General features: G+C 64.2%; 29 protein-coding genes. 22 read left to right on the plus strand and 7 right to left on the minus strand.

What is annotated here, in order from left to right; translation table 11 throughout:
• Positions 1-44: 44 nt before the first annotated feature.
• The 4 genes from Q0D44_RS16685 to Q0D44_RS16700 all read left to right on the plus strand — a co-directional run bounded on the left by Q0D44_RS16685 (position 45) and on the right by Q0D44_RS16700 (position 4299).
• Positions 45-1100, plus strand: coding sequence for a DUF3667 domain-containing protein (locus tag Q0D44_RS16685; protein WP_294138064.1), 1056 nt, complete (start codon positions 45-47; stop codon positions 1098-1100).
• A gap of 30 nt (positions 1101-1130) precedes the next feature.
• Entirely contained in the window at positions 1131-2048 is a 918-nt protein-coding gene (locus tag Q0D44_RS16690) for an EamA family transporter (protein WP_294138065.1), read from the plus strand.
• Positions 2049-2136: 88 nt separating this feature from the next.
• Positions 2137-3498: a methyl-accepting chemotaxis protein gene (locus tag Q0D44_RS16695; protein ID WP_294138066.1), complete on the plus strand. Its 1362-nt coding sequence runs from the start codon at positions 2137-2139 to the stop codon at positions 3496-3498.
• Positions 3499-3699: 201 nt separating this feature from the next.
• The gene (locus Q0D44_RS16700) at positions 3700-4299 is read left to right on the plus strand and encodes a glycine zipper 2TM domain-containing protein (protein ID WP_294138067.1); all 600 of its coding nucleotides are present in this window, start codon (positions 3700-3702) and stop codon (positions 4297-4299) included.
• A gap of 37 nt (positions 4300-4336) precedes the next feature.
• On the opposite strand, the gene Q0D44_RS16705 is transcribed toward Q0D44_RS16700, so the two are convergent.
• Entirely contained in the window at positions 4337-4858 is a 522-nt protein-coding gene (locus tag Q0D44_RS16705) for a thermonuclease family protein (RefSeq protein WP_294138068.1), read from the minus strand.
• A gap of 151 nt (positions 4859-5009) precedes the next feature.
• Between Q0D44_RS16705 and Q0D44_RS16710 the strand changes: the two genes are divergently transcribed.
• Positions 5010-5423, plus strand: coding sequence for a globin (locus Q0D44_RS16710; RefSeq protein ID WP_294138069.1), 414 nt, complete (start codon positions 5010-5012; stop codon positions 5421-5423).
• A gap of 9 nt (positions 5424-5432) precedes the next feature.
• On the opposite strand, the gene Q0D44_RS16715 is transcribed toward Q0D44_RS16710, so the two are convergent.
• Positions 5433-5720, minus strand: a complete 288-nt coding sequence (locus Q0D44_RS16715; RefSeq protein ID WP_294138070.1) for a hypothetical protein — start codon at positions 5718-5720, stop codon at positions 5433-5435.
• 147 nt (positions 5721-5867) lie between these two features.
• On the opposite strand from Q0D44_RS16715, the gene Q0D44_RS16720 reads away from it, so the two are divergent.
• Genes Q0D44_RS16720 through Q0D44_RS16740 form a run of 5 tightly spaced genes read left to right on the plus strand, consistent with a single transcriptional unit; the run spans position 5868 to position 8844 of the window.
• A complete protein-coding gene (locus Q0D44_RS16720) occupies positions 5868-6248 on the plus strand; it encodes a RidA family protein (protein WP_294138071.1) in 381 nt (126 codons plus the stop codon).
• Positions 6249-6254: 6 nt separating this feature from the next.
• Positions 6255-6611 (plus strand): ArsC family reductase, encoded by a 357-nt coding sequence (locus Q0D44_RS16725; protein ID WP_017181978.1) that lies wholly within the window; start codon positions 6255-6257, stop codon positions 6609-6611.
• A complete protein-coding gene (locus Q0D44_RS16730; RefSeq protein WP_294138072.1) occupies positions 6608-7651 on the plus strand; it encodes a glycerophosphodiester phosphodiesterase in 1044 nt (347 codons plus the stop codon). The genes Q0D44_RS16725 and Q0D44_RS16730 overlap by 4 nt, the downstream gene beginning before the upstream one ends.
• Positions 7652-7687: 36 nt before the next feature.
• Positions 7688-8116, plus strand: coding sequence for an Rrf2 family transcriptional regulator (locus Q0D44_RS16735; protein ID WP_294138073.1), 429 nt, complete (start codon positions 7688-7690; stop codon positions 8114-8116).
• Positions 8117-8175: 59 nt separating this feature from the next.
• Complete coding sequence (locus tag Q0D44_RS16740; RefSeq protein WP_294138074.1) at positions 8176-8844, plus strand: MBL fold metallo-hydrolase; 669 nt, start codon at positions 8176-8178, stop codon at positions 8842-8844.
• 104 nt (positions 8845-8948) lie between these two features.
• Here Q0D44_RS16740 and Q0D44_RS16745 read toward each other — a convergent pair whose 3' ends face one another.
• The gene (locus Q0D44_RS16745) at positions 8949-9380 is read right to left on the minus strand and encodes an MAPEG family protein (protein ID WP_294138075.1); all 432 of its coding nucleotides are present in this window, start codon (positions 9378-9380) and stop codon (positions 8949-8951) included.
• Between the two features lie 208 nt (positions 9381-9588).
• On the opposite strand from Q0D44_RS16745, the gene rpmF reads away from it, so the two are divergent.
• The 6 genes from rpmF to Q0D44_RS16775 all read left to right on the plus strand — a co-directional run bounded on the left by rpmF (position 9589) and on the right by Q0D44_RS16775 (position 14698).
• Positions 9589-9768, plus strand: a complete 180-nt coding sequence (gene rpmF, locus Q0D44_RS16750; RefSeq protein ID WP_006957677.1) for a 50S ribosomal protein L32 — start codon at positions 9589-9591, stop codon at positions 9766-9768.
• A 67-nt stretch (positions 9769-9835) separates the two neighbouring features.
• Entirely contained in the window at positions 9836-10858 is a 1023-nt protein-coding gene (gene plsX, locus Q0D44_RS16755; RefSeq protein WP_294138090.1) for a phosphate acyltransferase PlsX, read from the plus strand.
• Complete coding sequence (locus tag Q0D44_RS16760; protein ID WP_294138076.1) at positions 10855-11823, plus strand: beta-ketoacyl-ACP synthase III; 969 nt, start codon at positions 10855-10857, stop codon at positions 11821-11823. Before plsX ends, Q0D44_RS16760 begins: the two co-directional genes overlap by 4 nt.
• A 102-nt stretch (positions 11824-11925) precedes the next feature.
• A complete protein-coding gene (ihfA, locus tag Q0D44_RS16765; protein WP_006957683.1) occupies positions 11926-12222 on the plus strand; it encodes an integration host factor subunit alpha in 297 nt (98 codons plus the stop codon).
• A 124-nt stretch (positions 12223-12346) separates the two neighbouring features.
• Entirely contained in the window at positions 12347-13636 is a 1290-nt protein-coding gene (locus Q0D44_RS16770; protein ID WP_294138077.1) for an MFS transporter, read from the plus strand.
• Between the two features lie 48 nt (positions 13637-13684).
• Positions 13685-14698, plus strand: coding sequence for a substrate-binding domain-containing protein (locus Q0D44_RS16775; RefSeq protein ID WP_294138078.1), 1014 nt, complete (start codon positions 13685-13687; stop codon positions 14696-14698).
• Here Q0D44_RS16775 and Q0D44_RS16780 read toward each other — a convergent pair.
• On the minus strand, positions 14679-15149 hold the full coding sequence (locus tag Q0D44_RS16780) for a low molecular weight protein-tyrosine-phosphatase (RefSeq protein ID WP_294138079.1): 471 nt from the start codon (positions 15147-15149) through the stop codon (positions 14679-14681). The two genes, Q0D44_RS16775 and Q0D44_RS16780, sit on opposite strands and share 20 nt — an antisense overlap.
• Complete coding sequence (locus Q0D44_RS16785) at positions 15146-16597, minus strand: ATP-binding protein (RefSeq protein WP_294138080.1); 1452 nt, start codon at positions 16595-16597, stop codon at positions 15146-15148. The genes Q0D44_RS16780 and Q0D44_RS16785 overlap by 4 nt, the downstream gene beginning before the upstream one ends.
• 119 nt (positions 16598-16716) lie before the next feature.
• Between Q0D44_RS16785 and Q0D44_RS16790 the strand changes: the two genes are divergently transcribed.
• Together Q0D44_RS16790 and ppc are read left to right on the plus strand one after the other, a co-directional pair.
• Positions 16717-18585: a methyl-accepting chemotaxis protein gene (locus Q0D44_RS16790; protein WP_294138081.1), complete on the plus strand. Its 1869-nt coding sequence runs from the start codon at positions 16717-16719 to the stop codon at positions 18583-18585.
• Between the two features lie 64 nt (positions 18586-18649).
• Positions 18650-21352 carry a phosphoenolpyruvate carboxylase gene (gene ppc, locus Q0D44_RS16795; RefSeq protein WP_294138091.1) on the plus strand — a complete coding sequence of 901 codons (2703 nt, stop codon included), beginning with the start codon at positions 18650-18652 and terminating at the stop codon, positions 21350-21352.
• A 118-nt stretch (positions 21353-21470) separates the two neighbouring features.
• On the opposite strand, the gene Q0D44_RS16800 is transcribed toward ppc, so the two are convergent.
• Positions 21471-22022, minus strand: a complete 552-nt coding sequence (locus Q0D44_RS16800; RefSeq protein WP_294138082.1) for an opacity protein — start codon at positions 22020-22022, stop codon at positions 21471-21473.
• Positions 22023-22336: 314 nt separating this feature from the next.
• On the opposite strand from Q0D44_RS16800, the gene Q0D44_RS16805 reads away from it, so the two are divergent.
• Together Q0D44_RS16805 and Q0D44_RS16810 are read left to right on the plus strand one after the other, a co-directional pair.
• Positions 22337-22996 carry a peptidase gene (locus Q0D44_RS16805; protein ID WP_294138083.1) on the plus strand — a complete coding sequence of 220 codons (660 nt, stop codon included), beginning with the start codon at positions 22337-22339 and terminating at the stop codon, positions 22994-22996.
• Positions 22996-23682: a hypothetical protein gene (locus tag Q0D44_RS16810; RefSeq protein WP_294138084.1), complete on the plus strand. Its 687-nt coding sequence runs from the start codon at positions 22996-22998 to the stop codon at positions 23680-23682. The genes Q0D44_RS16805 and Q0D44_RS16810 overlap by 1 nt, the downstream gene beginning before the upstream one ends.
• Positions 23683-23864: 182 nt before the next feature.
• On the opposite strand, the gene Q0D44_RS16815 is transcribed toward Q0D44_RS16810, so the two are convergent.
• On the minus strand, positions 23865-24317 hold the full coding sequence (locus tag Q0D44_RS16815; protein WP_119747068.1) for a peptidylprolyl isomerase: 453 nt from the start codon (positions 24315-24317) through the stop codon (positions 23865-23867).
• Positions 24318-24486: 169 nt separating this feature from the next.
• Between Q0D44_RS16815 and mgtE the strand changes: the two genes are divergently transcribed.
• Together mgtE and Q0D44_RS16825 are read left to right on the plus strand one after the other, a co-directional pair.
• The gene (gene mgtE, locus Q0D44_RS16820; protein WP_294138085.1) at positions 24487-25920 is read left to right on the plus strand and encodes a magnesium transporter; all 1434 of its coding nucleotides are present in this window, start codon (positions 24487-24489) and stop codon (positions 25918-25920) included.
• 31 nt (positions 25921-25951) lie between these two features.
• The gene (locus Q0D44_RS16825; RefSeq protein WP_294138086.1) at positions 25952-26350 is read left to right on the plus strand and encodes a DUF1489 domain-containing protein; all 399 of its coding nucleotides are present in this window, start codon (positions 25952-25954) and stop codon (positions 26348-26350) included.
• Positions 26351-26567: the final 217 nt, after the last annotated feature.

Below are 26567 nucleotides of genomic sequence, written 5' to 3' on the forward strand. Positions count from 1 at the left end.
CAACTGTCTGGCAAGCGTCATACACCGCTGTTATCCTGTTCCCCATGACGGGGGAAATCGACGCGGCGGGGGACGCCATTACCGGAGGCATGATCGCGCGCGCGGTCGAGCCGGGGCATGGCGAGTCAGAGCATGACGGCCATGGGGCTTGCCTCAATTGTGGCGCGACACTCGCCGGAGCCTATTGCGCGCAATGCGGGCAGGCGGCGCATGTTCACCGCAGTTTCGGCGCGATCGGGCATGATCTGGCCCATGGCGTTCTGCATTTTGAGGGCAAGATATTCAGGACATTGCCCGAACTGGCGCTACGGCCGGGCAAGCTGACGCGGCGCTACATCCATGGCGAGCGGGCGAAATTCGTGTCGCCCTTCGCCCTGTTCCTGTTCAGTGCCTTCCTGATGTACGCCATCTTCTCGCTGACCAGCGGCCATGGCGCCAGTGCGGGCAAGATGGTGCAGATGGACGATGGCGCGATCGCCGAACTGCGCGCCGAGGAGGCGAAGGCCGACGCGCAGATTGCGAAGATCGAGACGCGGCTGAAGGCACCGGGTCTGACCCCGGCACAGCGCGCGACGCTGAACGAGGATCTGGGCGAGGCGCGTGACGAGAGGCAGGGCATTTCGCTTGCCGCCAACATGACCGAAAGTCTGCGCGGTGAGGGCATGAATGGCGGGGTCGCCGCCACGGTGGGGGAGGTGGTCAGCGCCGCAGCGAAGGACCCGGAACTGGCCTATTACAAGCTCAAGGCCAACGCCTATAAATTCTCCTGGGCGCTGATCCTGTTTTCCATGCCGTTCGTATGGCTGCTCTTCCCGTTCAGCCGCCGCTTCAAAATGTATGATCATGCGATCTATGTGACCTATTCGATCGCCTTCATGTCCTTGCTCTTTTCGCTGTCGATGCTGCTGTCGGCGCTGCACGTCACCGCCGGTCTGTTGACGACCGCCCTGCTGCTTTACGCCGCCTGGCACATGTACCGGCAGATGAAGGATGCCTACAGCCTCTCGCGCCTTGGCGCGCTGTGGCGGCTGCCTTTGCTCTATATGTTCGCCTGCCTCGCGCTGGCACTGTTTTTCACCATGCTGGTGATGATGGGATGACGCAGAGCGCCTGGCGACTATAGCGGCGCGATGATCAGTTCCCCGATCTGGCTGCCCGCAACGCTGATGGCAGGTGGCGTGCAGGCATGGCGCACGGCCGTCCAGCGGCGGGTGAGCCAGAGCCTGTCGCTCAATGCGGCGGGGCTGGTGCGTTATCTCTACGGCCTGCCGTTCGCGTTGATGCTGCTGGGCGGATATTGGCTGGCCAATCCTGCGACCCTCCCCGCCGTCGGGCCGTTGTTCCTGCTCTTCTGCATCGGCGGCGGGCTGGCGCAGATCATTGCGACCAACCTGCTGATCCTGGCGTTCGGCCATCGCAATTTCGTCGTCGGCACGGCTTATTCCAAGACCGAAGCCGTGCAGGGCGCGCTCCTGTCCTTTCTGCTCATGGGCGAACGCTTGTCGCCGCTCGCCTGGGCCGGGATCGGCTCCGGCGTGGCGGGGGTGATGCTGCTCTCGACGGGTGGCAAACGGATGAGCGCGATGGATTTCGTCCGCGCGCTGGGCCAGCCCGCCGCACTATGCGGCATCGCGTCGGGATTTTTCTTCGCGCTGACCGCGATCGGCATCCGACGCGCAACGCAGCAAGTGGAAACCGGCGATCCGATTCTTGCAGCGCTGGTCGTGCTGGCGGTGACGGTCGCGCTCCAGACCGTCATGCAGGGCTGCTGGCTGCTGGCGCGCGAACCCGGTGAGATGCGGCGCGTTTTTGCTACCTGGCGGGTATCGGGACAGGTCGGGATGCTCTCGGCCCTTGGGTCGGCCTGCTGGTTCACCGGCTTTGCGACTGCGCCAGTGGCACTGGTGCGGATCGTGGGTCAGGTCGAGGTGGCCTTCACCATGGGCTTTGCGCATTTTTACCTCAAGGAACAGATGCAGCGCAGCGAGGCGATCGGGCTGCTGCTGGTCGTGACTGGCGTGGTGCTGGCGCTGGCCGGATCGCTCTGACGCATCGCTAATCTTTCCTTTACCATGTTGGATTAGCCCTCTGTCCGTGGGTAGCGAAGCAAAATCCGAAACCGTTGCAAGAGCGGTGATGAAGGTGGCCAAATTGTCGGGCGACCTGGGCATCCGTACGCTCGATTTACAGGCCGACATCAGCGAACTGGCCGACCGGGTGACGCAGCAGGCGCGCACGATCGAAGCGATCAGCGGCGCGGCAACGCAATTGTCGCACGATGGCGAAAGCGTGGCGAATGCCGGGCAGGATGCGCGTGCCAAGGCGATTGCCGCCCGTTCCATCATCGACGATTCGGGCCGGCAATTGTCCGCCGCCAACCATGTGTTTGTCGACCTGATCGATCAGGTCAGCCGCATCCATGATCGGCTGGACGGTTTTGGCGAAGCGCTCAAGACCGTCGCCCATGTTACCAATGTGATCAGCGGCATTGCCAGCCAGACCAATTTGCTCGCGCTCAACGCCACGATCGAGGCGGCGCGCGCGGGCGATGCCGGGCGCGGCTTTGCCGTCGTCGCAGCCGAAGTGAAGAAGCTGGCGCAGGAAACGGGCGCTGCGACCCATACGATCGAACAGTCGATCGCGGCGCTGACCGGCGAAGCGGGCGGGATGCTCGACAGTATCAACCGCGGCGCGCAGACCGCGCGCACCGCGCAATCGGACACGCGCAACATAGAGGCGCTTGTCGAACGGCTGGGATCATTGATGGTCGACCTGTCGAGCAATAGCGAGGGCGTGGCCGAACGGATCGCGTCCATCGTTGGGTCGGCGGGCGAAATCCGCTCCGGCCTGGCTGCGCTTGCCAGCACGTCGGCGGACAATGCGGGTGGCCTGCAAAGGCTGTCGGGCCGCGTATCGACCGCCAGCGAAGATACCAACATGCTGCTGCAATATCTGGCCGAAAGCGGGGTCGCGATTCCCGATTCGCCCTATATCAGTTTCAGTCTGGAATCGGCCGAGATCGTCAGCCGCGCGATCGAGCAGGCAATCGATAGCGGGCAGATCAGCGAAGCGGCGCTGTTCAGCGATTATCCCACACCGATCCCCGGCACCAATCCGCAACAATATAGCCATCCCGTGCAGGATGTGATGCTGCCCGCCGCGCGCGCGCAGCAGGACAAGGCCCGCGCCTTCACCGGCCTGTTCGGCATGACCTTTACCGACCGCAACGCCTTTGGCGCGGTCGCCATGCCCGAACGCGCCCATCCCCAGCGTCCGGGCGATGACCCATGGAATGCGGAATATTCGCGGCAGGGGCTGATCTTCGATTTTCCCGACACGCGCGAACAATGTCGCACGACCCAACCCTTCTGCATCAAGGCCTATCGCCGCCTGACCGCGTCCGGCGACGTCATCCTGCTGAAACAGGTGATCGCGTCGATCCATGTAAAGGGACGGCACTGGGGCATACTCCAGATGGCCTATCAGGATCAGGGCTGACGGCCAGACTGTCGGGTGTCTGAACGATCCGGGCATCACCCAATTTCACTATACAGCTTCGGTTGGTGGCGATTCTGCCGCCATCCCGCCCCGCCTCATCCTGCTCTACGATGAACGGGCGGTTTTGTATCGTTCATGCAACATCTTCTATCGTCGGCGGTTCTGACATTTAACACTGCACCCAATCGAAGGACCCCGCCCATGACATTCACTTTCAGACAGGCCATTGCCGCCCTGTCGCTCGGCGCAATGACGCTGACCGGGCTTGCGGCCGCGCCCGCCTTCGCCCAGCCGGGCCGCGACAATCGCGAAAGGCGCGATGATCGCCAGGACCGCAGGGCGGACCGTCGGGATGATCGTCATGATAGACGCGCAGACCGCCGCGATGACCGGCAGGAGCGTCGCGCCGACCGCCGCGATGACCGCCGTGACTGGCGTCATGACCGCCGGGACGACCGCCGCGTTACTTATCGCCAGCCCGGCCGCCCGGTGTACAGCTATGACTGGAACCGCCCCGATCCGCGCTATGGCCGCAGCTATCGCCCCGACCGCTATTATCGCGCCGGTTATCAGCCCATCCGCGTCGATCGCCGCACCCGCATCTATCGCGGCTATGACGATCGTTATTATTGCCGCCGTTCGGACGGCACGACCGGCCTGATCGTCGGTGCGGCGCTCGGTGGCCTGCTCGGCAGCCAGATCGACCGTGGCCAGTCCAATGTCGCGGGCATCCTGATCGGCGGCGGCGCAGGCGCACTGCTGGGCCGTGAAATCGACCGTGGCAGCCTGAACTGCCGCTAAGTTGAATGAAGGGGCGGGCGTTGCGCGTCCGCCCTTTTTAACACCAGGACCGCCGCGCCCCATCCCATTCGCGCGCCAATCCTTCGGCCACCAGCATCCCGCCGATCGATTCGCCGCCGCGCGTCACGACCCTAAGCGCCCGACCATAGCGGTCGGTATCCCGATCGCCGCTTTCCAGCGAAAAGGTGCCTTCATTCATTAGCGCCTGCAACCGCTCCGTCGCCCGTGCGCCCAATGCGCCCTCGGCAGCACAGCGCGGTCCATGGGTTTCGGGCGTGTCGATATCGGCGATCCGGTATTTTTCGCCGCTGAACCAGAATGTGTCGCCATCCACCACGCAATTGACCCCGCCGCCGCTGTAGCAAAAGCCGAATTCCGCTGACAGCGTATCGGCAGGCGCGCTTTGCCGGGGCATTTCCAGCCGCGGCCACGCGCCGCGCTCCATCCACACCGGCCCGTACCAGCCAACCAGCAGCCCCAGGCACAGCGCGTAGATGATCGCCGGGCCGCTAAAGCCCGCGCTGCGCCGTTGCGTTCGTCCATATCTCTGTCTCGCCATGCCGCCAGAATAGGCGGCCATTGGCAAAGAGGGCGTTAAAGCCGGTCCATCCTCTCGCCGATCCGGTGAGGATCGGCTTTGACGCGGATCAATGACGCGCGCTTTACATGCGTCATGCTGACCCCTCCTTCATCCGAAATGGAGCCAGTCGATGAACGCCACCGCGCCGCCCAGCCCCTATGTCCGCATCGGCGGCGAACCGGTGGTCGCGGCGATCGTCAACCGCTTCTATGACCTCATCGAACAGGACAGCCTCTATGCTGACCTGCGCGCGCTCCATGCAGCCGATCTGGGGCCGGTCCGTCATGGCCTGACCCGTTTCCTGTCCGGCTGGCTGGGCGGCCCGCGCGACTGGTTCGGGCGCGGCCAGTGCGTCATGTCGCTCCACCGCGCCTTCCCGATCACCCCCGCGCTGGCCGACGATTGGGCGCTGGCGATGACCTGCGCCATAGCGGGTCAGCAAGATATGGACCCCGCCATAGGCGACGCGATGGCACAGGCGCTGGGGCATATGGCGCGCGGCATGATCAATTTCGCGCTGGACGGTGGCAGCGCAGCCGCTTGATCGAAGGCGTCAGTCCTCGTCGCTTTCCGCCCCGTCCTCGTCATCCATCGCCGGTTCCCCGGCATAGGCATCCATGTCGATCCGACCGGACCGGTTCATGGCATTCATCGTGTCGACCAGGTCCGGCACGTCATCGGGTATGATCTGCGCCGGATTGCTGTGTCCGCCGCGTTCGCTATCCTCGCTCAGGTCCGTAGCCCGCGTCCGTGCGGACTCCGCCACGTCCTGCGCCTGCGTTCCCGCTTCGCTCTGTTCGGCATTGTCGTCGATATCATTGTCGGGGATAGGGTGGGCCATGGACGCTCTCCTGTAACAGCTTCAATCCCTTCCCAACGGTCCGCATCGCCCGCCGTTCCGCTTAGGCGTCGCTGAATCCACTGGACAGCATCGGGCCAAGGGGGCAAGGGCGGGCGCGATCCTTTCGCACTGCAGCAGGAATCCGTCATGTCCCGCCAGCTTATTTCGTCCGGCTCGCCCTTTGAGGCGCAGGTCGGCTATTCCCGTGCCGTCGTCCAGGGCGACTGGTGCTTCGTCGCCGGCACCACCGGCACTGATCCTGAAACCAAGACTATGCCCGACAGCGTCGCCGATCAGGCAACCAACGCGCTCAAGGTCATTGACGCGGCGCTGGAGGAAGCGGGCTTTGCCTTTGCCGACGTGGTGCGCGTCACTTATTATATCACTGATCCCGCCTATTGGGACGAACTGGGTCAGGCGACCGCGCCGGTGTTCGGCACCATCCGCCCCGCCGCTAGCTGTGTCGTGGCTGGGCTGATCAAGCCGAACATGAAAATCGAAATCGAAGTCACCGCATTCAAAGGGTAAGTCGCCATGATCACGATGTACGGCATCAAAAACTGCGACACGATCAAGAAGGCGCGCAATTTCCTCGATAATGAGCGCGTCTCCTACAGCTTCCACGACTATAAAGTGTCGGGCGTGGACAAGGCGAAGCTGGAGGAATGGGTGATGGAACATGGCTGGGAAACCATCCTCAATCGTTCCGGTACCACCTTCAAGGCGCTGGATGCCGGGGACAAGGCGCATATCGACGCGGACAAGGCGATCCTGCTGATGATGACCAACCCGTCGATGATCAAGCGCCCGATCCTGGACACGGGCAAGCAGACCATCGTCGGCTTCAAGGCGACGACCTATGAGAATGCGCTGGCAGGTGCCATAGCATGAGCGGGCGGCGCCTGATCCGCGCCTGCCTGACGTTGCTGTTCCTCCTTTTGCCGGTAGAGATCGCCATGGCCGAACCCTTGTTGATCGCCCATCGCGGGGCCAGCGGCGAACGGCCGGAACATACGCTCGCTTCTTACGAACGCGCGATTGACGAAGGCGCGGACTTTATCGAGCCGGATTTGGTCCTGACCAAGGATGGCGTGCTGGTCGCCCGGCACGAAAATGAAATCAGCGGCACGACCGACGTCGCCGACCATCCCGAATTTGCCGATCGCAAGACGACCAAGACGATCGACGGCGCGGCGGTGACCGGCTGGTTTACCGAAGATTTCACCTTGGCCGAACTGCGCACCCTGCGCGCGCGCGAACGTCTGCCCTTGCTGCGCCCCGCCAACACCCGCTTCAACGACCTCTACCTCATCCCGACGTTCGAGGAGATATTGAAGCTGGTCCGCGCCAAGGAGGCGGAAGCGGGCCGCCGCATCGGTCTCTATCCCGAAACCAAGCATCCCAGCTATTTTGCCGGGATCGGCCTGCCGCATCAGGCGCCGATGCTCGCGCTGCTGGAACAATATGGCTATCTGACTGAAGCGGACCCGGTCTTTATCCAGTCGTTCGAGGTCGGCAATCTCCAGGCTCTGCGCGCGGTCACCCGGCTGCGGCTGATCCAGCTGATTGACAGCAGTGGCGGACCGGCCGACCGGCCTGACCTGACCTATGACGCAATGATGAGCGTGGAAGGGTTGCGGGCCATCGCGGACTATGCCGATGGCATTGGCCCGTCGACCAGCCGGGTGTTGGCCGATGACGGCGCGACCGCGCTGGTGGGGCAGGCGCATAATGCCGGGCTACAGGTGCATATCTGGACGCTGCGGATGGAAAATTTCTTCCTGCCCGTCCAATATCAGCGCCCCGATGACGCGCAGGGCCGGGGCGATTTTGCCGGCTATGTCCGCGCGGTGGCGGCGACCGGGGTGGACGCGGCCTTTACCGATTCCCCCGCCCAAGCGCGCATCGCGCTGGAGAAAGCCGCGCCTTGACTTGTCAAACGCATCGCCTGAGCGAATAACGCTAATATGCTGTCCCAAAAGACCCGTTATGCCATCCGCGCGCTCCAGCATCTTGCCGACCGCTATCGTCAAGGTCCGGTGCCGCTGAACGAGATTGCCGCGCGCCAGAATATTCCGGGCAAATTCCTGACGGTGATCCTGTCCGAACTGTCGCGCGAAGGGCTGGTGGCGACGCAGCGGGGCAGGGACGGGGGCTATTGGCTGGCGCTCGCCCCGGTCGATATCAGCTATGGCGACATTGTCCGCCTGACCCGTGGCTCGCTCGCGCTGACGCCCTGCGCCAGCCGCTTCGCCCATGAAAGCTGCACCAACTGCCTACCCGAATCGGAATGTCGCCTCCACCGGGTGATGTTGCGCGTGCGCGACGAGACCGCGCGGGTGCTGGACGGCATCAGCCTGGCCGAGCCGTTCGCGGCGCTGGACGAGGCAAACTAACCAGACAGGGATGTTCGCTTCCCCTTGCGTCCGTCCCGCCGCTTCGCCACATCGGGCGCATGACGACATCCCCGCAAGACCGCCCGCTTAAGGCTACGCTGATCCCGGTCACCCCGCTCCAGCAGAACTGCACCCTCTTCTGGTGTACCGCCACCATGCGCGGCGCGTTCGTCGATCCGGGCGGCGACCTGCCGGTACTGAAACAGGCAGCGGCGCAGCATGGCGTGACGATTGAAAAGCTGCTCGTCACCCATGGCCATATCGACCATTGCGGGCAGGCGGGCGTGCTGGCCCGTGACCTGGGCGTACCCATCGAGGGGCCGCATGAAGATGACCGTTTCTGGATCGACAAGTTGGCGGAGGACGGCAAACGCTGGGGCGTGCCGGGCGAAAGTTTTGAGCCGGATCGCTGGCTGGTCGATGGCGATCAGGTAACGGTCGGCAACCTTACCCTCGACGTCCTCCATTGCCCCGGTCATACGCCCGGCCATGTCGTGTTCCACCACGCCCCCAGCAAGCTGGCGATCGTGGGCGACGTGCTGTTCCAGGGGTCGATCGGCCGCACCGACTTTCCGCGCGGCAATCATCAGCAACTGATCGACGCCATCACCGGCAAGCTCTGGCCATTGGGCGGCGACACCGCCTTCGTCCCCGGTCACGGCCAGATGAGCAATTTCGCCTACGAACGCCGCACCAACCCCTTCGTCGCCGATTCGGTGCTGGGCTAATCCTCGTCTGGCACCCCCTCCGTTTACCCTGAGCGTGTCGAAAGGTCGCTCTTATTGAAGTAAAGAGCAGGGCTGCGACAGGCTCAGCTCGAACGGATATGGGGTTACACCTGCGCCGACAGTGCCGGTGGCGCAGGCACGTCGCGCGTTGCGGTATAGGCGATCGTCAGCGCCGTTATCGCCATGCCGACCATGACGATCCAGGTCAGCAGCGCCCCGCCGCCGCGCCACACGGTAGGCGCATCTGCATCCATGCCGAACGCATGGGCGACCCGCGCGACAATATAGACCAGCGCCCCGATCCACAGCCATAACGATGCGCCGATCGCCAGTTCGACGACCAGGAACAGGATCAGCACGATCGGCGTATATTCGATATAGTTGGCGTGCGCCCGCATCCGTCGCGCCAGTAGCGCATTGCCCGCATCGCCATGCATCACCTTGTTCGCAATGCGAATCCGTGCGCACCGCGTCGCGATCCAAAGGTTGAGCAGTGCGCAGGCGGCAGCGAATGTCAGCGTGATCGGCAAAAGCATCGGTTTTCCCCTCATTTCTATAGTCTGCACCCTAGCTGCCGGGACGGAGCGGGCAAGGAAGGACTTGCACCCCGATCAAAAAGCGCTATAGGCGCAGGGCTTCGCGATCACCCAGGGCCGCATGGGTCTGCGGCGCCTGTGGCGTCAGCTTTCATGTTGGATCTGGCCGTTCGCACAACCTGATAGATTTACGGAACAAGGTGCCGACATGGCTGTCCCCAAAAGGAAAACGTCCCCCTCCAAGCGCGGTATGCGCCGCAGCCACGATTCGCTGCGCGTCGAAGCATTCCAGGAATGCTCCAACTGCGGTGAACTCAAGCGTCCCCACAATCTGTGCGGCGCCTGTGGCCATTATAACGGCCGCGAAATCGTCGCCGTCGGGGCGTAACGACTTTTCGATCTCCGCAAAGGGGTGATCTAGGGTGTCCAGCCAACCGCGAATCGCCATAGACGCGATGGGCGGGGATGAAGGCGTGCGCGTGATGATGGCGGGTGTGGCGCTCGCCCGTCACCGCCACGAAGGGCTGCGCTTCACCCTGTTCGGCGACGAAACCCGCATCAAGGCGGCGCTCGACAGCCATCCAAATTTGCGCGCGGCGTCGGACGTCGTCCATGCCGATACCGTCGTCGATGGTGCCGACAAGCCCAGCGTCGCGATTCGCAAGAAAAGCAGCTCGATGAGCATGGCCATAGCAGCCGTGAAATCGGGTAAGGCGGGGGCTGCGGTTTCGGCCGGGAATACCGGCGCATTGATGGCCATGGCCAAGCTGGCGCTCCGTACCATGCCCGGCATTGATCGACCCGCGCTGGCCGCGCTGTTGCCCACGCTCGGCAACAATGATGTCGTCATGCTCGATCTGGGCGCGAATACGGAATGCGACGCCCGCAATCTTGTCCAGTTCGCGGTAATGGGGGCAGCCTATGCCCGCATCGCGTTCGACCTGGAACGGCCCCGCGTGCGCCTGCTCAACATCGGCACCGAAGAACTCAAGGGTACTGATGAAATCCGCGACGCCGCGGCTATCCTGCGTGCCGCGCACGCCCTGCCGATGAGCTTTGACGGTTTTACCGAAGGCGACAAGATCAGCCGGGGCGATACCGATGTCATCGTGTGCGACGGCTTTTCCGGCAATGTCGCGCTCAAGACGATCGAGGGCACGGCCCGCTTCGTCACCGACGTGCTGCGCAACGCCTTCACCAGCTCGATTCGCTCGAAGATCGGCTTCCTGATCTCCAAGCCTGCGATGCACCTGCTCAAGCATCACCTCGATCCCAACAACCATAATGGCGCGGTGTTTCTGGGCCTCAACGGCGTGGTCGTCAAAAGCCATGGCAGCGCCGACGCCAAGGGCATCGCCAATGCGGTCCATGTTGCCGCGCGCCTGCTGGAAGAAGATATCACCCGCCGCATTGCGGCCGACATGGCCGCCGTGCAGGCGCTCACCGCCTCGTCAAAGCTGGAGCAGCCCGCCAAGTGATCCGTCGTGCGATTCTTCTGGGGACCGGATCGGCCCTGCCTGTCCGCGCGGTCAGCAATGCTGAACTAGCGCAGGCGGTCGACACCAGCGACGAATGGATTGTCGAGCGCACCGGTATTCGCAATCGCTATATTGCGGGCGACGATGAAACCACCGCCTCGCTGGCCACCGACGCCGCTCGCGCTGCGCTCGACGCCGCCGGTGTCGCCGCGCAGGACATCGACCTCATCATCCTGGCGACCGCGACCCCGGACCAGACCTTCCCGGCGTCCGCCACCAAGGTGCAGGCAGCGCTTGGCATCAATGATTGCGTAGCGTTCGATGTGGCGGCCGTCTGTTCGGGCTTCCTCTACGCCATCACCGTCGCGGACAGCATGATCCGTTCGGGTGCGGCGCATCGCGCGCTGGTGATCGGATCGGAAACATTCAGCCGCATCCTCGACTGGGAAGATCGCACCACCTGCGTCCTGTTCGGCGATGGCGCGGGTGCAGTCGTGTTGGGCGCAGAGGAGAGCGCCGACGGCGCGCGGGGCATCCTGGCGAGCAAGCTCCATGCCGATGGCCGCCACAATGGCCTTCTCTATGTCGATGGCGGACCGTCCACGACCCAGACCGTGGGCAAGCTGCGGATGAAGGGCCAGGAAGTGTTCCGCCACGCAGTGGTCAACCTCGCCTCGGTCCTGAACGAAGTCATGGGCATGGCGGGCCTGTCCAACAGCGACATTGACTGGCTGGTGCCGCATCAGGCCAATGCCCGCATCCTGGACGCCACCGCGCGCAAGCTCAAACTGTCGCCCGACCGGGTCGTCGTGACGGTGGATCGCCATGCGAATACATCGGCGGCGTCGGTTCCGCTGGCGCTCGACTGCGCCATGCGCGATGGGCGGATCAAGCCGGGCGACCTCATCGTGCTGGAAGCGATGGGCGGTGGCTTCACCTGGGGCGCCTGCGTCCTGCGAGTCTGATCCCATACTATCAGGCAACCTTGCCAAAGCCCTGCAAATCCCGCACATTCCCGTGGAGGCCATCCGACCGTGATGGTCCATGGGGTGGAAATGGGGAATCCAATGACGGGGACAGGCACTTTAACGCGCGCAGACCTTGCTGAAAGCGTCAACCGCCATGTCGGCCTGTCGCGGGCGGAAGCGGCGGCGCTGATCGAATCGATCCTGGACCATATGTCCGACGCGCTCGGACGCGGCGAAAATGTGAAAATTTCCAGCTTTGGCACCTTCGTCCTGCGCGACAAGACCCAGCGCATGGGCCGCAACCCCAAGACCGGTGTCGAAGTGCCGATCGAACCGCGCCGCGTCCTGACCTTTCGCGCCAGCCAGACGATGCGGGATCGCGTCGCAGGCGACTGAGAACATGCCTTAAGCAAACGTTTGCAAGCGTCTCGACTTCTGCTATCCAGTCCACCGGCGCTCGTCGGATAATGGGGCGCGGGAGAGGATCGGGACGATGGCCAATGCGTTGAGCAAACCGCGGATGCGTCTGTCGCGCATTGTCGAAATGAACCTGGGGTTCCTCGGCATCCAATTCTCCTTTGGTCTGCAACAGGCCAATATGGGACCGATCTACCGCTATCTGGGCGCGGACGAAGCGACCATGCCTTTGCTCTGGCTGGCAGGCCCGGTCACCGGCCTGCTGGTCCAGCCGATCGTCGGCGCGCTCAGCGACCGCACCGTCAGCAAATGGGGCCGCCGCACCCCCTATTTCCTGATCGGCGCGATATTGTGCAGCCTGGGCCTGCTGCTGATGCCCTACAGCCCCACGCTCTGGTTCGCCGCCAGCCTGCTCTGGATGCTGGACGCGGCCAACAATATCACGATGGAGCCGTACCGCGCCTATGTCAGTGACCGGCTGGACGAAAGCCAGCGTCCGGTCGGCTTCCTGACCCAGAGCGCCTTTACCGGCCTCGCCCAGACGCTTTCCTATCTCGCCCCCTCGCTGCTGGTCTGGTGGGGCTTTGACGGCGACCTGATCGACGCCAACGGTATTCCGCAGGTCACCCGCATCGCCTTTGTCGCGGGGGCTGTCATCTCCATCTCCACCATCCTTTGGTCGGTGCTACGCGTGCGCGAACTGCCCCTGCCACCCGAAGAGGTGACACGGATGCAGGCAGAGCCGCTCTCCCCCGCCACCGCATTGCGTGACTTTGTCGCCGCGATCCGCGCCATGCCCACCGCCATGCGTCAACTGGCCCCGTCGATGCTGTTCCAGTGGTTTGCGATGTTCGCTTACTGGCAGTTCATCGCCTTTGCGCTGGCCCGTTCGCTGTTCGACACAAGCGATCCCGCCAGCAGCGGCTTTCGCCAGGCGGTCTTGCTCACTGGACAGGCGGGGGCGTTCTACAACGCAATCGCCTGCCTCGCGGCCTTCGCCATGGTGCCCTTGAGCCGTCGCATCGGCGCGCAATATCTCCATGCCATCGCCGTCACCTTGTCCGGCCTTGCCATGCTCGCCATTCCGCAGGTGCGCGACACCTCGCATCTGTTCCTGCTGATGATCGGCATCGGCATTGGCTGGGCCAGCATGATGGGCAACCCCTATGTTCTGCTCGCCAACGCCATCCCGCCCGAACGCACCGGGGTCTATATGGGCATTTTCAACATGTTCATCGTCATCCCCATGTTGCTGGAAACCTTGATCGTGCCGCTCATCTACCAGCCTTTGCTGGGCGGCGATCCGCGCAACCTTTTGCTGATGACGGGCGTGATGATGGTGATGGCCGGCGCGGCGACTTTGCTGGTGCGCACGCCCGCGCGCGCCGCCTGAACCACAGGCCGTTGTCGGCGGCGCAACTTTGCCCTAGTCTTGAATGCGATGGACGACAGCAAGCCCGAACAGGTCAAAAGCATTGCCGATCTGGCGCGTATCGGCGGCGTTTCCGTCTCCACCGTATCGCGCGCGCTGACCGGCAAGGGCGCACTCAACAAGGATACGCGCGAGCGGATACAGGCGCTGGCCGACCGGCACGGCTTCAAGCTGAACGTCGCGGCGCAAAATCTCCGCCTTGGCCGCAGCGGGGCGATCGCCGTGCTGCTGCCGCTGGGGCATGAGCGGGGCCAGCATCTCTCCGACCCCTTCTTCATGGTGATGCTGGGTTTCCTGGCCGATGCGCTGGCGGATCGCGGGTACGACCTGTTGCTCTCGCGCGTGTTGCCACAGGGGGATGACTGGCTCGACAGCTTCATTCGCACCGGCCGCACCGACGGCGTCATCATCATCGGCCAGTCGAACCAGAGCGCGGTGCTGGACCGCACTGCCGCCCATTATGCGCCGATGGTCATCTGGGGCGAACAATCGGCCCGCAACGCCCATATCACGGTGGGCACCGACAATCAGGCGGGCGGCGCGCTGGCGGCGCAGCATCTGGTCGAACGGGGCCGGCGTCGCCTCGCCTTTTTCGGCAATGTCGCGGTGCCCGAATTTGCCGCCCGCTATCAGGGCTTTGTCGCTGCATTGCCAGCCGAACTGCGCGACACGGTAGAGCTGGTCCACACCCACATCACCCCGCAAGCCAGTCTGGAGGTGGCCGCCGCCTGGTTCGCGGCGGGCAACCGCCCCGACGGCCTGTTCGCGGCGTCGGACGTGGTGGCGATGAGCCTGTTGTCCGCCGCGACCGACAATGGCCTCTCGGTGCCAGGCGACCTGTCGATCATCGGCTTTGACGACATCCCCATGGCCCGCCTCACCAGCCCGCCGCTCACCACCGTGGCGCAGGATATAGAGGGCGGCGCGCGCCAGCTGGTCGACCTGCTGTTCCGTCGCCTCGCCGGGGAGGATGCCGGGTCGATCAGCATCGCCCCGCGCCTCGTCATCCGCGAATCGAGCTGAGTTCCGCGACGATCGCCCGCGCCGCGCGGGTCACATCGTCCCATGTCTGCGCAAATCCGGCTTCGTCGCCATAATAGGGATCGGTCACGCCGCGCCCCTCGCACCCCGGCACCATGTCCATCAACAGCGCCAGCTTGGCCGTCCCGTCGGCAGGGCGGATGCGCCGCAGATTTTTCAGATTCTCGCCATCCAGCGCAAAGACATGGGCGAAGCGGTGAAAATCGGCAGCGCTCACCTGTCGCCCGCGATAGGTCGATATGTCGATGCCATGGCGCATCGCCTGCCGCACCGCGCGCGGATCGGGCGGACAATCGACATGCCAGTCGCCCGTCCCCGCCGAATCGACCAGCACATCCAGCCCGGTCCGCTCTGCCTCCGCCCGCAATGCCGCTTCGGCCAGCGGCGACCGGCAGATATTGCCCAGGCAGACGAAAAGGATAGCAGGCATCATGCCTCCGCCACCGCCGTCGACAGGCCCAGCCCCGGCACGCCTATGGAGCGCTTGCCCGAAAAATCGGTCCGCGCGACGATGACGCCCAGTTTCTCCATATAGTCGATCAGGCGCCGTACCCTGCCCGGCGAGCTGGTGCCATAGGCCCGCGCCAGCGCAGCGTCGTCGGGACAGGGGTGGCCCTGCATCGCGGCGCGCGCGATCAGCAGGAAGGGGGCCAGCATATCCTCCGGCAGCGGATCGGCGGCGCGCATCGCCGGTTCCCAGCGGACATCGGCGGCATCCATCATCCCGGCCTGCGCCATGGCAAAGCGCTTGCGGAAGGCGGGCAGGTCGAGCGGCGGGGTGCGCAGCCCCTTCATCCGGCAACGCACGCCAAAATCCTGGTAGAGGGTCGATATGCTGGGCGCGGCATCGCCCAGATCGGCGACGATTTCCTCCAGCACCGCCATCACCACCGGCTCATTCTGGCCGAAATCCAGTTCGGGCGCGGCAGGCTTGGCCTGGGGCGAATCGGCCAGCGCGCGGATGATATCCTCGGCAGCGCGGGGCGGGGGGTCGGCGCGCGGCGGCGCAACCGGGGCGGCATCCGCCGCTTCGGGCGCGAACAGCAATTCCTGGAAATCCTCGCCGCTCGTCACCGGCGGGGCCATCAGCTTGTGCGTGCCGCCGCGCGTGCTGGTCTTGACCGCGCCGATCTTCACCGCGACCGGACGACGGCAGATCGCCGGACCCAGCGCCAGAAAACGCCCGCGCTCCAGATCGCGGATCTGCTCCGCCTGCCGCCGCTCCATCCCCAGCAGGTCGGCGGCGCGCGCCATGTCGATGTCCAGAAAGGTGCGCCCCATCAAGAAGTTGGAGGCTTCCGCCGCGACATTCTTGGCCAGCTTCGCCAGTCGCTGCGTCGCGATGACGCCCGCCAGCCCACGCTTGCGCCCCCGGCACATCAAATTGGTCATCGCCGCCAGCGATACCCGGCGCGCTTCGTCGGACACGTCGCCAGCCGCAGCAGGGGCGAACATCTGCGCCTCGTCCACCACCACCAAAGCCGGATACCAATGGTCGCGCGGCGCATCGAACAGGGCGTTCAGAAAGGACGCCGCGCATTTCATCTGCGCGTCAATCTCAAGCGCTTCCAGGCTCAGCACCACCGACGCGCGATGTTCGCGAATCCGCGTCGCCATCTTGACGATCTCGCGCTCATTATAGTCGCCGGCGTCAATCACCACATGGCCATATTGATCGGCCAGCGTGACGAAATCCCCCTCCGGGTCGATCACCACCTGCTGCACCAGCGGGGCGCTTTCCTCCAGCAGGCGGCGCAACAGATGCGACTTGCCCGACCCCGAATTGCCCTGGACGAGCAGCCGGGTGGCAAGCAATTCCTCCACGTCGACCAGCACGTCCTTGCCGTGGCTGTCGGTTCCTATGCTGATGCTGGCGGTCACGCTCGTCCTTTGGCCCAGTGAGCCGGGTTGGCGCAAGAAGCTTGCTCACCAATTTTCAACCAGTCTGCGTTAGCCGTGAGAAGATGGTAAAAAAGTCCCTCCTCTTTCAGGCCCGACACATGTTGCGCAGGCGTGCATTGCTGGCGGGCAGCAACAATTTGGGGGACACGATGGTGCCGCTTGGCGGCGTCATCCTGTTGGCCATAATCGGCACCGCCATCCTCCTTGGCCTGCTCAGCACCCAGATCGAACGCAATGCCGACGCCTACCTCCATCGCGTCGTCAATGGCGCGTTGCTGCGTGAGCGCGCGGCACTGGCCGATGCCGTCATGGCGTCGGCGCGCTGGGACGATGCGGTCGACCATGTTTATGGCGGCTTCGACAGGGAATGGGCCGAAAGCAACCTCGCTACCGAAGTGGCCGATGCCTATGTGCTGGATGTCCGTGGACGCACCGTCTGGGCGGCGGCGGGCAGCGAACTGCCTCGCCGCGCGCCCCGCCTGCCGCTGGACCAGGCGCTGGCCCTGCCTGTCTTGCATGATGTGATGGCGGCACTGCCGCAGAGCCATCGCGCCGCGCTGGGTGAGCGCCAGGCGATCGTGCGTTTTGCCCGGTTGCAGGGGCAGGCGGTGATCCTGGCCGTCCGCGCGATCACGCCATGGAAAGACGTCGCCCGTCTGCCGTCCGGGGATTTGCGCTATCTGGTTTTGACCAAGCCGATCGATGCGAGCCTTTTGGCGGATATGAGCCGCACCAATCAACTGTCGCTGAAATGGAATGTCGGCACCACCGGGGACAGCGAAAACGGGATTCGGGTCAAGGATATTACCGGCCAGGTGCTGGGGCAGGTGGAATGGCGCCGATCATCGTCCGGGGCCAAGGCGCTGCGCCAGATCATCCCCGCCATGGCCTCCATCATCCTGACATTCCTCGCCATGTCGGGCTGGCTGGCGTGGCGGCTGGTGGCTGCGCATGGAGCCTTGCGCAAGCAGGTCCAGCTTTCGCGCGATGCGGAAAGTGAAGCGCGCACTGCCGCCCAGCAGGCCAGCGACGCGCTGGTGCAGGCGGAAGCCGCCCGGCAGGCACTGGCCGCCAGCGCGGATCAGGTGGCGACCGAGGAACGGCGACATCAGGAAGAATTGCGGCGGAACGGGCGCGTGATAGCGGAGGCGCTGGAACGGTCCATGGCCGTGCTGGTGGCCCGATTGTTCGAAACAGCCGCCGCGCTTGAACATAGCGCCGACGATACGATGCGCACGATCGACGAGCAGCAGCGGCATGTCGATACCGTGACGGCGCGCGCACGCGATACCGCTGGTTCGGCCCAGGCGATTACCGCGACCATTGACGAACTGACCGCATTGATCGGTGCTTTCACCGGCACTGCCTATGACATCCGCGAATCGGCCGCGACCGCCAGTGGCCAGTCGGCCGCCGCGCACCATGCCAATGATAATCTGCGCCGCCATGTCGGCAGCGTCAACGAAGCCACCAAATTGATCGCGGAGATTACCGGCCAGACCAATCTTCTCGCCCTCAACGCGACGATCGAGGCGGCCCGCGCTGGGGAGGCGGGACGCGGCTTCGTGATCGTCGCCAATGAAGTCAAGGCGCTGGCTGCCCAGACGGCCCAGACCACGCGTGAAATTCAGGCGCGTGCCGACGGTATCGAGCAGGCCGCGGAGCAGACGTTCGCACTGGTCGGGTCGGTCGACACCGTCCTCGCCAGTCTGGTCGAGGCGATCGGGGTAGCCGCATCCTCCGCCCAGCAACAGCTTGCCTCGGTCGAGGATATTCAGCGGGTTTCCCGTTCGGTCGCGCTGGATGCGGGCGCGACCAATCAGGCGGTCGATGCGATTTCCGATGCACTGCGGCATTCGGCGCAGGCCGCCGCCACGACGCGGGCACAGGGCGCAGCCGTGCGACAGGGGGTCGAACAGGTGAAGGCTGAGTTCGGACGCCTGATCGAGGCGCTCAAGGCAGCCTGAACACGGGCTATAAAGCGATGGGAACTGCTTGACCCATTCCCTGTTGCAATGCAGCATCGTTACCATGGCGACTCTCTCCTCCTCCGCATCCGCTCCTGCGATCACGCAGAACCCCGACATCCGCTATCTGGGTCGCCTGCTGGGCGACGTTATCCGGGCCTATGGCGGGGAAAGCCTCTATCGCCAGACCGAATATATCCGCTCCGCCTCGGTCGATCGGGCGCGGGGCATCCAGGGGGCGGATTTTGTCGATACCGGGCTGGATGCGCTCAGCCTGGATGACACGCTCAGTTTCGTGCGCGGCTTCATGCTTTTCTCGATGCTGGCCAATCTGGCCGAGGACCGGCAGGGGATAGCGGCCGAACCGGGGGCCGATGTCGCCTCGGCCATTGCCCGGCTGGACTCGCACGGCATTGATCGCGACGCCGTGCTGGGTCTGTTGTCGCACTCGCTGATCGTCCCCGTCCTCACCGCCCACCCGACCGAGGTGCGGCGCAAGAGCATGATCGATCATAAGAACCGCATCGCCGACCTGATGCTGCTCAAGGATGCAGGCCGCGAAGAGACGGACGATGGCGAAAATCTGGACGAGGCGATTTTCCGCCAGATCGCCCTCTTGTGGCAGACCCGCCCGTTGCGCCGCGAAAAATTGTTCGTCGCCGATGAGATCGACAATGTCCTTGCCTATTTCCGCGACACCTTCCTGCCGGTGCTGCCCGCCCTTTATGCCCGGTGGGAGCGTGTGCTGGGGGCGCGCCCGCAAAGTTTCCTGCGCGTGGGCAGCTGGATCGGGGGCGACCGTGACGGCAATCCCTTCGTGCAGGCACCCCAGCTTCAGTTCGCGCTGAAACGCGGCGCGCAGGCGGCGCTGGTCTATTATCTCGATGCGCTCCATGCGCTGGGCGCGGAGCTGTCGCTCTCGACCGAACTCGCCCATGTGCCGCAGGCGGTGCTGGATATTGCCGACGCCAGTGGCGACACGTCGCCCAGCCGGCAGGACGAACCCTATCGCCGCGCCCTGTCGGGCATTTACGCCCGATTGGCCGCGACCTATGCGACGCTGACCGGTGGCCAGCCGCCGCGTCCGTCCAGCCTCAAAGGGCAGGCCTATGCCAGCCCAGCCGATTTCCGCCGCGATCTCGTCACCGTGGCGCAGGGTCTGGCGAGTGAAGGCAATGGCGCGCTGGCGAGCGGGGGCGCGCTTGGCCGCCTGATCCGCGCTGTCGAGACGTTCGGCTTCCATCTCGCCACGCTCGACATGCGCCAGAATAGCGATGTGCATCAGCGCGTTGTCGCCGAACTGCTGAAAGTCGCGGGGGTCGAGCCGGACTATGCCGCACTCGACGAATATGCCCGCATCGCGCTGCTGCGGCGGGAATTGGCGAACAATCGTCCGCTGGGGTCGCGCTTTGCCGATTATTCGGAGGAGACCGCGTCCGAACTGGCGATCGTCCACGCCGCCGCCGAAGCGCACCGCACCTACGGCCCGGCCTGCATCACCCATTATATCATTTCCAAGGCGGAAAGCGTGTCGGACCTGCTGGAGGTCAACATCCTGCTCAAGGAAGCGGGTCTGTGGCGCGCCGGTGTCGATGGCGCGCCGCCGCAGGCGTCGATCATGTCGATCCCGCTGTTCGAAACCATCGCCGACCTTGAGGCCGCGCCGCAAATCATGTCCGCCTATTTCGGCCTGCCCGAAATTGCCGGGGTGGTGAAGCAGCGCGGCCATCAGGAAGTGATGATCGGCTATTCGGACAGTAACAAGGATGGCGGCTACATCACGTCGACCTGGAGCCTGTTCAAGGCGAGCAAGGCGCTGGAGCCGGTCTTTGCCGATGCCGGCGCAGCGATGCAGCTGTTCCACGGGCGCGGCGGCGCAGTCGGGCGCGGGGGTGGTTCTGCCTTTGCCGCGATTCAGGCGCAACCCAGAGGCACGGTGCAGGGCCGCATCCGCATCACCGAACAGGGCGAAATGATCGCCGCCAAATTCGGATCACGCGATGTCGCCATGACCAATTTGGAGGCGATGACCAGCGCCACCCTTCTCGCCAGTCTGGAGCCGGAGGGCATTTCGGACAAGGACGCCGCGCGCTTTGCAGGCGCAATGGACGAGCTGTCCAAAAACGCCTTCAACGCCTATCGCGACTTGGTTTACGGCACAGAGGGATTCAAGGAATTTTTCCGCGAGCTGACCCCGATTCAGGAAATCTCCGGCCTCAAGATCGGCTCCCGCCCCGCCAGCCGCACCAAAAGCACGGCGATCGAGGATTTGCGGGCGATTCCCTGGGTGTTCAGCTGGGCGCAGGCGCGGGTGATGCTGCCCGGCTGGTACGGCGTGGGCCATGCGATCGCCGCGTTCGAGGATAAGGCTCTGCTCGCCGACATGGCGCAAAGCTGGTCGTTCCTGAAGTCCGCCATGGGCAACCTGGAAATGGTGCTGGCCAAATCGGACCTGGGCATCGCGGCCCATTATCTGCCGCTGGTGGAGGATCAGGCGCTAGCCGAACGGCTGTTCGGCCGCATCCGCGAGGGCTGGGCGCAGACCCATGACGGGCTGCTCGCCGCGACCGGGCAGAGCCGTTTGCTGGAAAAGAATCCGACGCTGGAAACCTCGATCCGGCTGCGGCTGCCCTATATCGAGCCGCTCAATCTGCTCCAGGTCGAACTCTTGAAGCGCCACCGCGCGGGCGAGGATGATCCGCGGATCAAGGAAGGCATAGAACTGTCGATCAACGCTATCGCAACGGCGCTGCGGAACAGCGGCTAGTGGGCGAATCCGGGACGGCGGCAGTCCAATGCGCCGTCCCGGACCCCAGTCCCTGATCAGGGCGGACCCTGAGCGGGGATTGGCCGGTGGGGCGGGCCGCTACAGCCCGCCAAACCTTTTAGAATTTTGCGACGACACCCGCCATCGGGCGGATCGACCGGAAATTGCCCATCGTGTCGGCCTGAACGCGCAAACGGATGTTGCTGCTCTGGGCCGATCCGCCCATATCGGCTGGCGACAATTCCACGCCCGCGCCATAGGTGGTGCCATGGAAATCACGGCTATCGGGGCCAAGTGCGTCGAAATTGACCCACTTGTAACCGACCTTGCCGAAGATCAGGCTGTCCTTGCCCGCCTTCACGCCGACGCGGCCCGCGGCATTATATTCCCAGTCGATGTCGCCCGACACGCCCTTGGACGCGCCACCTTCGACACCGACGACCAGCGGGCCAGCGACATTATAGTTCACGCCTGCGACGCCTTCGACCATGCGGCCCTTATAACCGACCGGCGGAATGCCTTCCTTGCCGGTTTCGCTGTCGAAATTGTGCACGCCGCCCAGCACGCCGACATAAGGCTCGATGCGACTGGTAGAGCCGGCCTGATCCTGGGCCATGGCGGCAGGAACGAAGGACGCGGCAGCAACTGCCGTCAAAAGCAGTGTCTTCATGGGTATGACCCTTTTTCTGTTGTGGATTGGTGCGACGGTGTGGACCCGCCGGGTCGCACGAACGAGCGCTGCAAGCGGCTCAGGCGACGGGGGATAAATGACCGGTCCTGTCCGAAGGTTTCCTGAACGGATCATAAAAATTGGGCGAAAGGCGATTATGTGACGGAAAAAACACGCTTTCTGTCGCCCAGATGAACAAGACCCGGCTTATCTGAACCTGTGATAAACGCTGGACGGCTGCCCTCAAATCCATTCACAACCAATTCAACCGCTGGGCGTTACGCCAACATCAGATGGAGAAGAGGAGAAAGACGATGACGGGTTTCCGACATCGGATTGTGGCCATGATGGGACTGGCAGGCGCGCTGGCACTGGGCGGCTGCGCTTATGATGATGGCTATGGATATGGCGGCGTCAGCGTCGGCACCGGTTATTATGGCGGTGGCGGCTATTATGGTGACGGCTATTATGGCCCCTCCGGCTATTATCAACCCGGCCTCTATAATGGCTGGTACGACAATTATTATTATCCCGGCACCGGCTATTATGTCTACGACCGCAATGGTCGCCGCCAGCGCTGGAATGATGGCCAGCGTCGCTATTGGGAAGGCCGCCGGGCCGAGCGTCGCGATGATCGACGGGACGACCGCAACTATGGCCAGTGGCGAGGCCGCGATCGCGACGGTCGCGATGGGCGCTGGCAGGGCCGAGACGGCCAGCCCGGCAATGGCCAGAACTGGACCAATCGCCCCCGCCCGCCGCAGGGGACGGACGCCCCACGCGGTCGCGGGAACTGGCGTGGCAATGACGCGGTGCGCCCGACGCCCCAGCCGGGGCTGCGGCAACCCCAGGGCAACCGCCCGCAAACAAGCCAGCCCCGCCCGCAGCGCGACTGGAGCGCCCGTCCGGCCCCGTCCGAACGTGCCGTCCGATCGCGTGCGCCCGGTGCCTCGCGGCAGGAACGCCCTGATTGATGCGGGGTCCGCTCACGGCCACCGCCTTGCTCTCCCTCCTGCTCGTCGCGGCCTGCGACGGGCGGGAGGAGAGCGCGATCGACAATCTCGCCAATGGCGCCAATGCGGTGCAGGTGGAAAATAACGTCCGTGCCGAAGCGATGGCGGTCATGGAACCACTCACCCCGCCAGCCCCCGGCACACTAGGTGGCCTGCCCGATGACCGCACCCCGCTGGCGGAAGGGACGATCGACCCCGACAGCGGGCAGGGCGCGGCGCAGGTGGTGCAGGGCTATTATGGCCTGCTGGAGGAAAAAAGGTTCGAGGACGCACAGGATCTGTGGAACCCCGCTGGCGCGATCGGCCAGCAGGACGATGCTCATTTCGCCGCGCGCTTCCGGGGGTTCAGCGAAATCCACGCCAATATCGGCGCACCCAGCGAGCCGGAGGGCGCGGCAGGATCGCTCTATGTCAGCGTGCCGGTGCAGATTTACGGACGCCTGGCCGCCAATGGCAAGCCCTGGTACGCGCTGCGCCAGGTGATATTGCGCCGGGTGAATGACGTCCCCGGATCAACCGCCGAACAGCGCCGCTGGCACATCGAAAGGATCGGGCCATACACCCCGCCGGTTGTCGAGGCGGCGGACAATGGGGCGGTGGCGGCACAGGCTGTCTCAGCGACAGATGGGATGGCGGGCAGGCATTAGCTTGCGATGACTTAAGGCGGTGTTCTTCAACCTCCGTTCGTTTCGAGCGAAGTCGAGAAACGTCGCGCTGCCGTTTCTCGACTTCGCTCGAAACGAACGGAGTGGGGGCGTGATCGCACTCAAAAGAAAAGGCCCGCCTCCATGCTCTGGAGGCGGGCCTTTTGTTCGGCCGATCCAACAAATCAGGCGACGGTCGCCTTGACGATCTTGCCCGGCGTGCGCGGCGGCTCGCCCTTGGGCAGGGCGTCGACATGTTCCATGCCCGACGTCACTTCGCCCCAGACGGTGTACTGACCGTCCAGGAAGGTGGCGTCGTCAAAGCAGATGAAGAACTGGCTGTTGGCGCTGTTCGGGTTGGACGAACGCGCCATCGAGCAGACGCCACGGATATGCTTTTCGCGGCTGAATTCGGCCTTGATGTCGGGCAGCTTCGATCCGCCCATGCCGGTGCCGGTCGGGTCGCCGCCCTGCGCCATGAAGCCGGGGATGACGCGGTGGAACACGACGCCGTCGTAGAAACCGTCCTTCGCCAGCGTGGTGATGCGCTCGACATGGCCGGGGGCCAGGTCGGGCCGCAGCTTGATGACGACGTCGCCGCCGCTGTCGAGGCTAAGGGTCAGGGTATCGTCAGCCATGAAAAATCCTCTCATTGGGGGGATGGGGTAGTGCTGGCACCCATATAGAGGCTGCAAGTCATGATGGAAGCCCGTGTTTTGGGCTTCCGGTGCCTCTGCGCCATTGCAATTATATTGTGCATGGGCGAAAGGATCGCAATGCAACAGGAACCGGACAGTAGGGGGCGCCATGAGCGAGCGCGGCGACACAGCCCAGCCCCTGTTGGACGGGGATGAAGTAGACGAAGCGATCGCTGCCGCGGCAGAATCGCGCCATGATGAGGATGACCGGCTAAAGCCCGCCTTCGTCTCCGCCGTGCTGGACGCGGTGGAGGAGGGTGACGCCGAACGCGCGCGCGAACTTGTCTCGCCGTTGCACCCCGCCGACCTTGCCGACCTTCTGGAACTCACCCCTGCCGACCGGCGGGGCGAAGTCGCTGCGGCGCTGGGCGATCTGGTCGGTGCGGAAGTTCTGTCCGAACTCAACGACTATGTCCGCGATGACTTGATCGGCGATCTCGCGCCCGAGCAGGTCGCCGAATTCGCGTCCGAACTCGATACGGACGACGCCGTCGCCATGATCGAGGATATGGACGATGCCGATCAGCAGGCCGTCCTTGAGGCACTCGACCCGGAAGATCGCGCCGCGATCGAAAGCGCACTGTCTTACCCGGAGGAATCCGCCGGCCGCCTGATGCAGCGCGATCTTGTCGCGGTGCCCGAACATATGACCGTGGGTCAGGTGATCGACTATCTGCGCGACCATGGCGACTTGACCACCGATTTCTGGGAAATCTACGTCGTCGATGCCAAGCATCGGCCGATCGGCTATTGCCAGCTCAGCTGGATACTCACCTGCCCGCGCAGCGTCGCCATGGCTGACCTCATGAAGCGCGAACAGACGTTGATCCCGGTCGACATGGATCAGGAAGAAGTCGCGCTGCGCTTCCAGAAATATGCGCTCATCTCCGCCGCCGTGGTTGATGGCAGCGGGCGACTGGTCGGCATGATCACGGTCGATGACGTCGTCCACATAATCTCCGAAGAAGCGGGCGAGGACATTCTCCGCCTGTCCGGCGCGGGTGAGGGCGACATTAACGAACCGATCCTGATGACGGTGCGTGCGCGCCTCACCTGGCTGGTCGTCAACCTTGGCACCGCCATGCTCGCGGCGTCGGTCGTCGGCCTGTTTGAAGGAACGATCGAGCGGTTCGCCATGCTGGCCGCTTTGATGGGCATCGTGTCGGGCATGGGCGGCAATGCGGGGACGCAGACGCTGGCCGTGGTCGTGCGTGCGCTCGCCACCAACCAGCTGACCAGTTCCAACACCGCGCGGATGATCGGCCGCGAATTCCGCATCGCCGCCACCAATGGTGCGACGCTCGGCACGCTGATCGGCATCGGCTCCTATGTGATTTATGGGCGGATGGACCTGTCGCTGGTGTTCGGTGCGGCGATCCTGACCAATAATCTGGTCGCGGGGCTGGCGGGTGTGCTGGTGCCGATCACGCTGGAACGCAACAATGTCGATCCCGCCGTATCGTCCGCCGTGTTCGTAACGATGATGACCGATTCATTGGGCTTTTTCAGCTTCCTGGGGCTGGCCACGCTGTTCCTGCGTTGAACCCCGGCCACGCCGTCCCCAGATCGCCGCCATGCCGCTGCACATGACCAAGATCGCCTTCCAAAGCGAAAGCCCCGCCAGCTTAAAAGCCTGGCTGGAAAGCCATGCCGATGAAGCGCGGCTGACCACCCGCTATCTGCCCAAGCGGGTCGAGGAAATGGCAGGCGGATCGCTCTACTGGATTCATGGCCACCGCATCGTCGGCCGCAGCCCGATCCTGGGCTTTGCCGAAACCGGGCAGGGCCGCCACTGGATCCGCCTCGCGCCGACGCTGATCCCCGTCCACCCCCTGCCCAAGCGCGCCCATCAGGGCTGGCGCTATCTGGCGGAGGAGGACGCCCCACCCGATCTGGGCGAGGGCGAAGAGGATGCCACCGCCGCAATGCCCGCCGCACTGCTGGGGGAACTGGCGAAGCTTGGCTTGGTGTAGGCGATTACACCCAACCTTCTCCCCGCCGGGGAGAAGGATATGAAGCCTTGCCGCACGCAGTGCGGTTAGGCGCAGTTGGAAGAGGGGGATCGTCCGCTAACGACCCAGCCTGTGTGAAAACGCTGCAGATGTAGCTGCTGGAAGGCGATGTCCCGTAGATAGCGGGCAGATTCTGGCGCAATATCCGTCAGGTTGCGATGGCTTTGAGGATTGCCTT

Source organism: Sphingobium sp., from assembly GCA_023266575.1.
Taxonomy (GTDB): domain Bacteria; phylum Pseudomonadota; class Alphaproteobacteria; order Sphingomonadales; family Sphingomonadaceae; genus Sphingobium.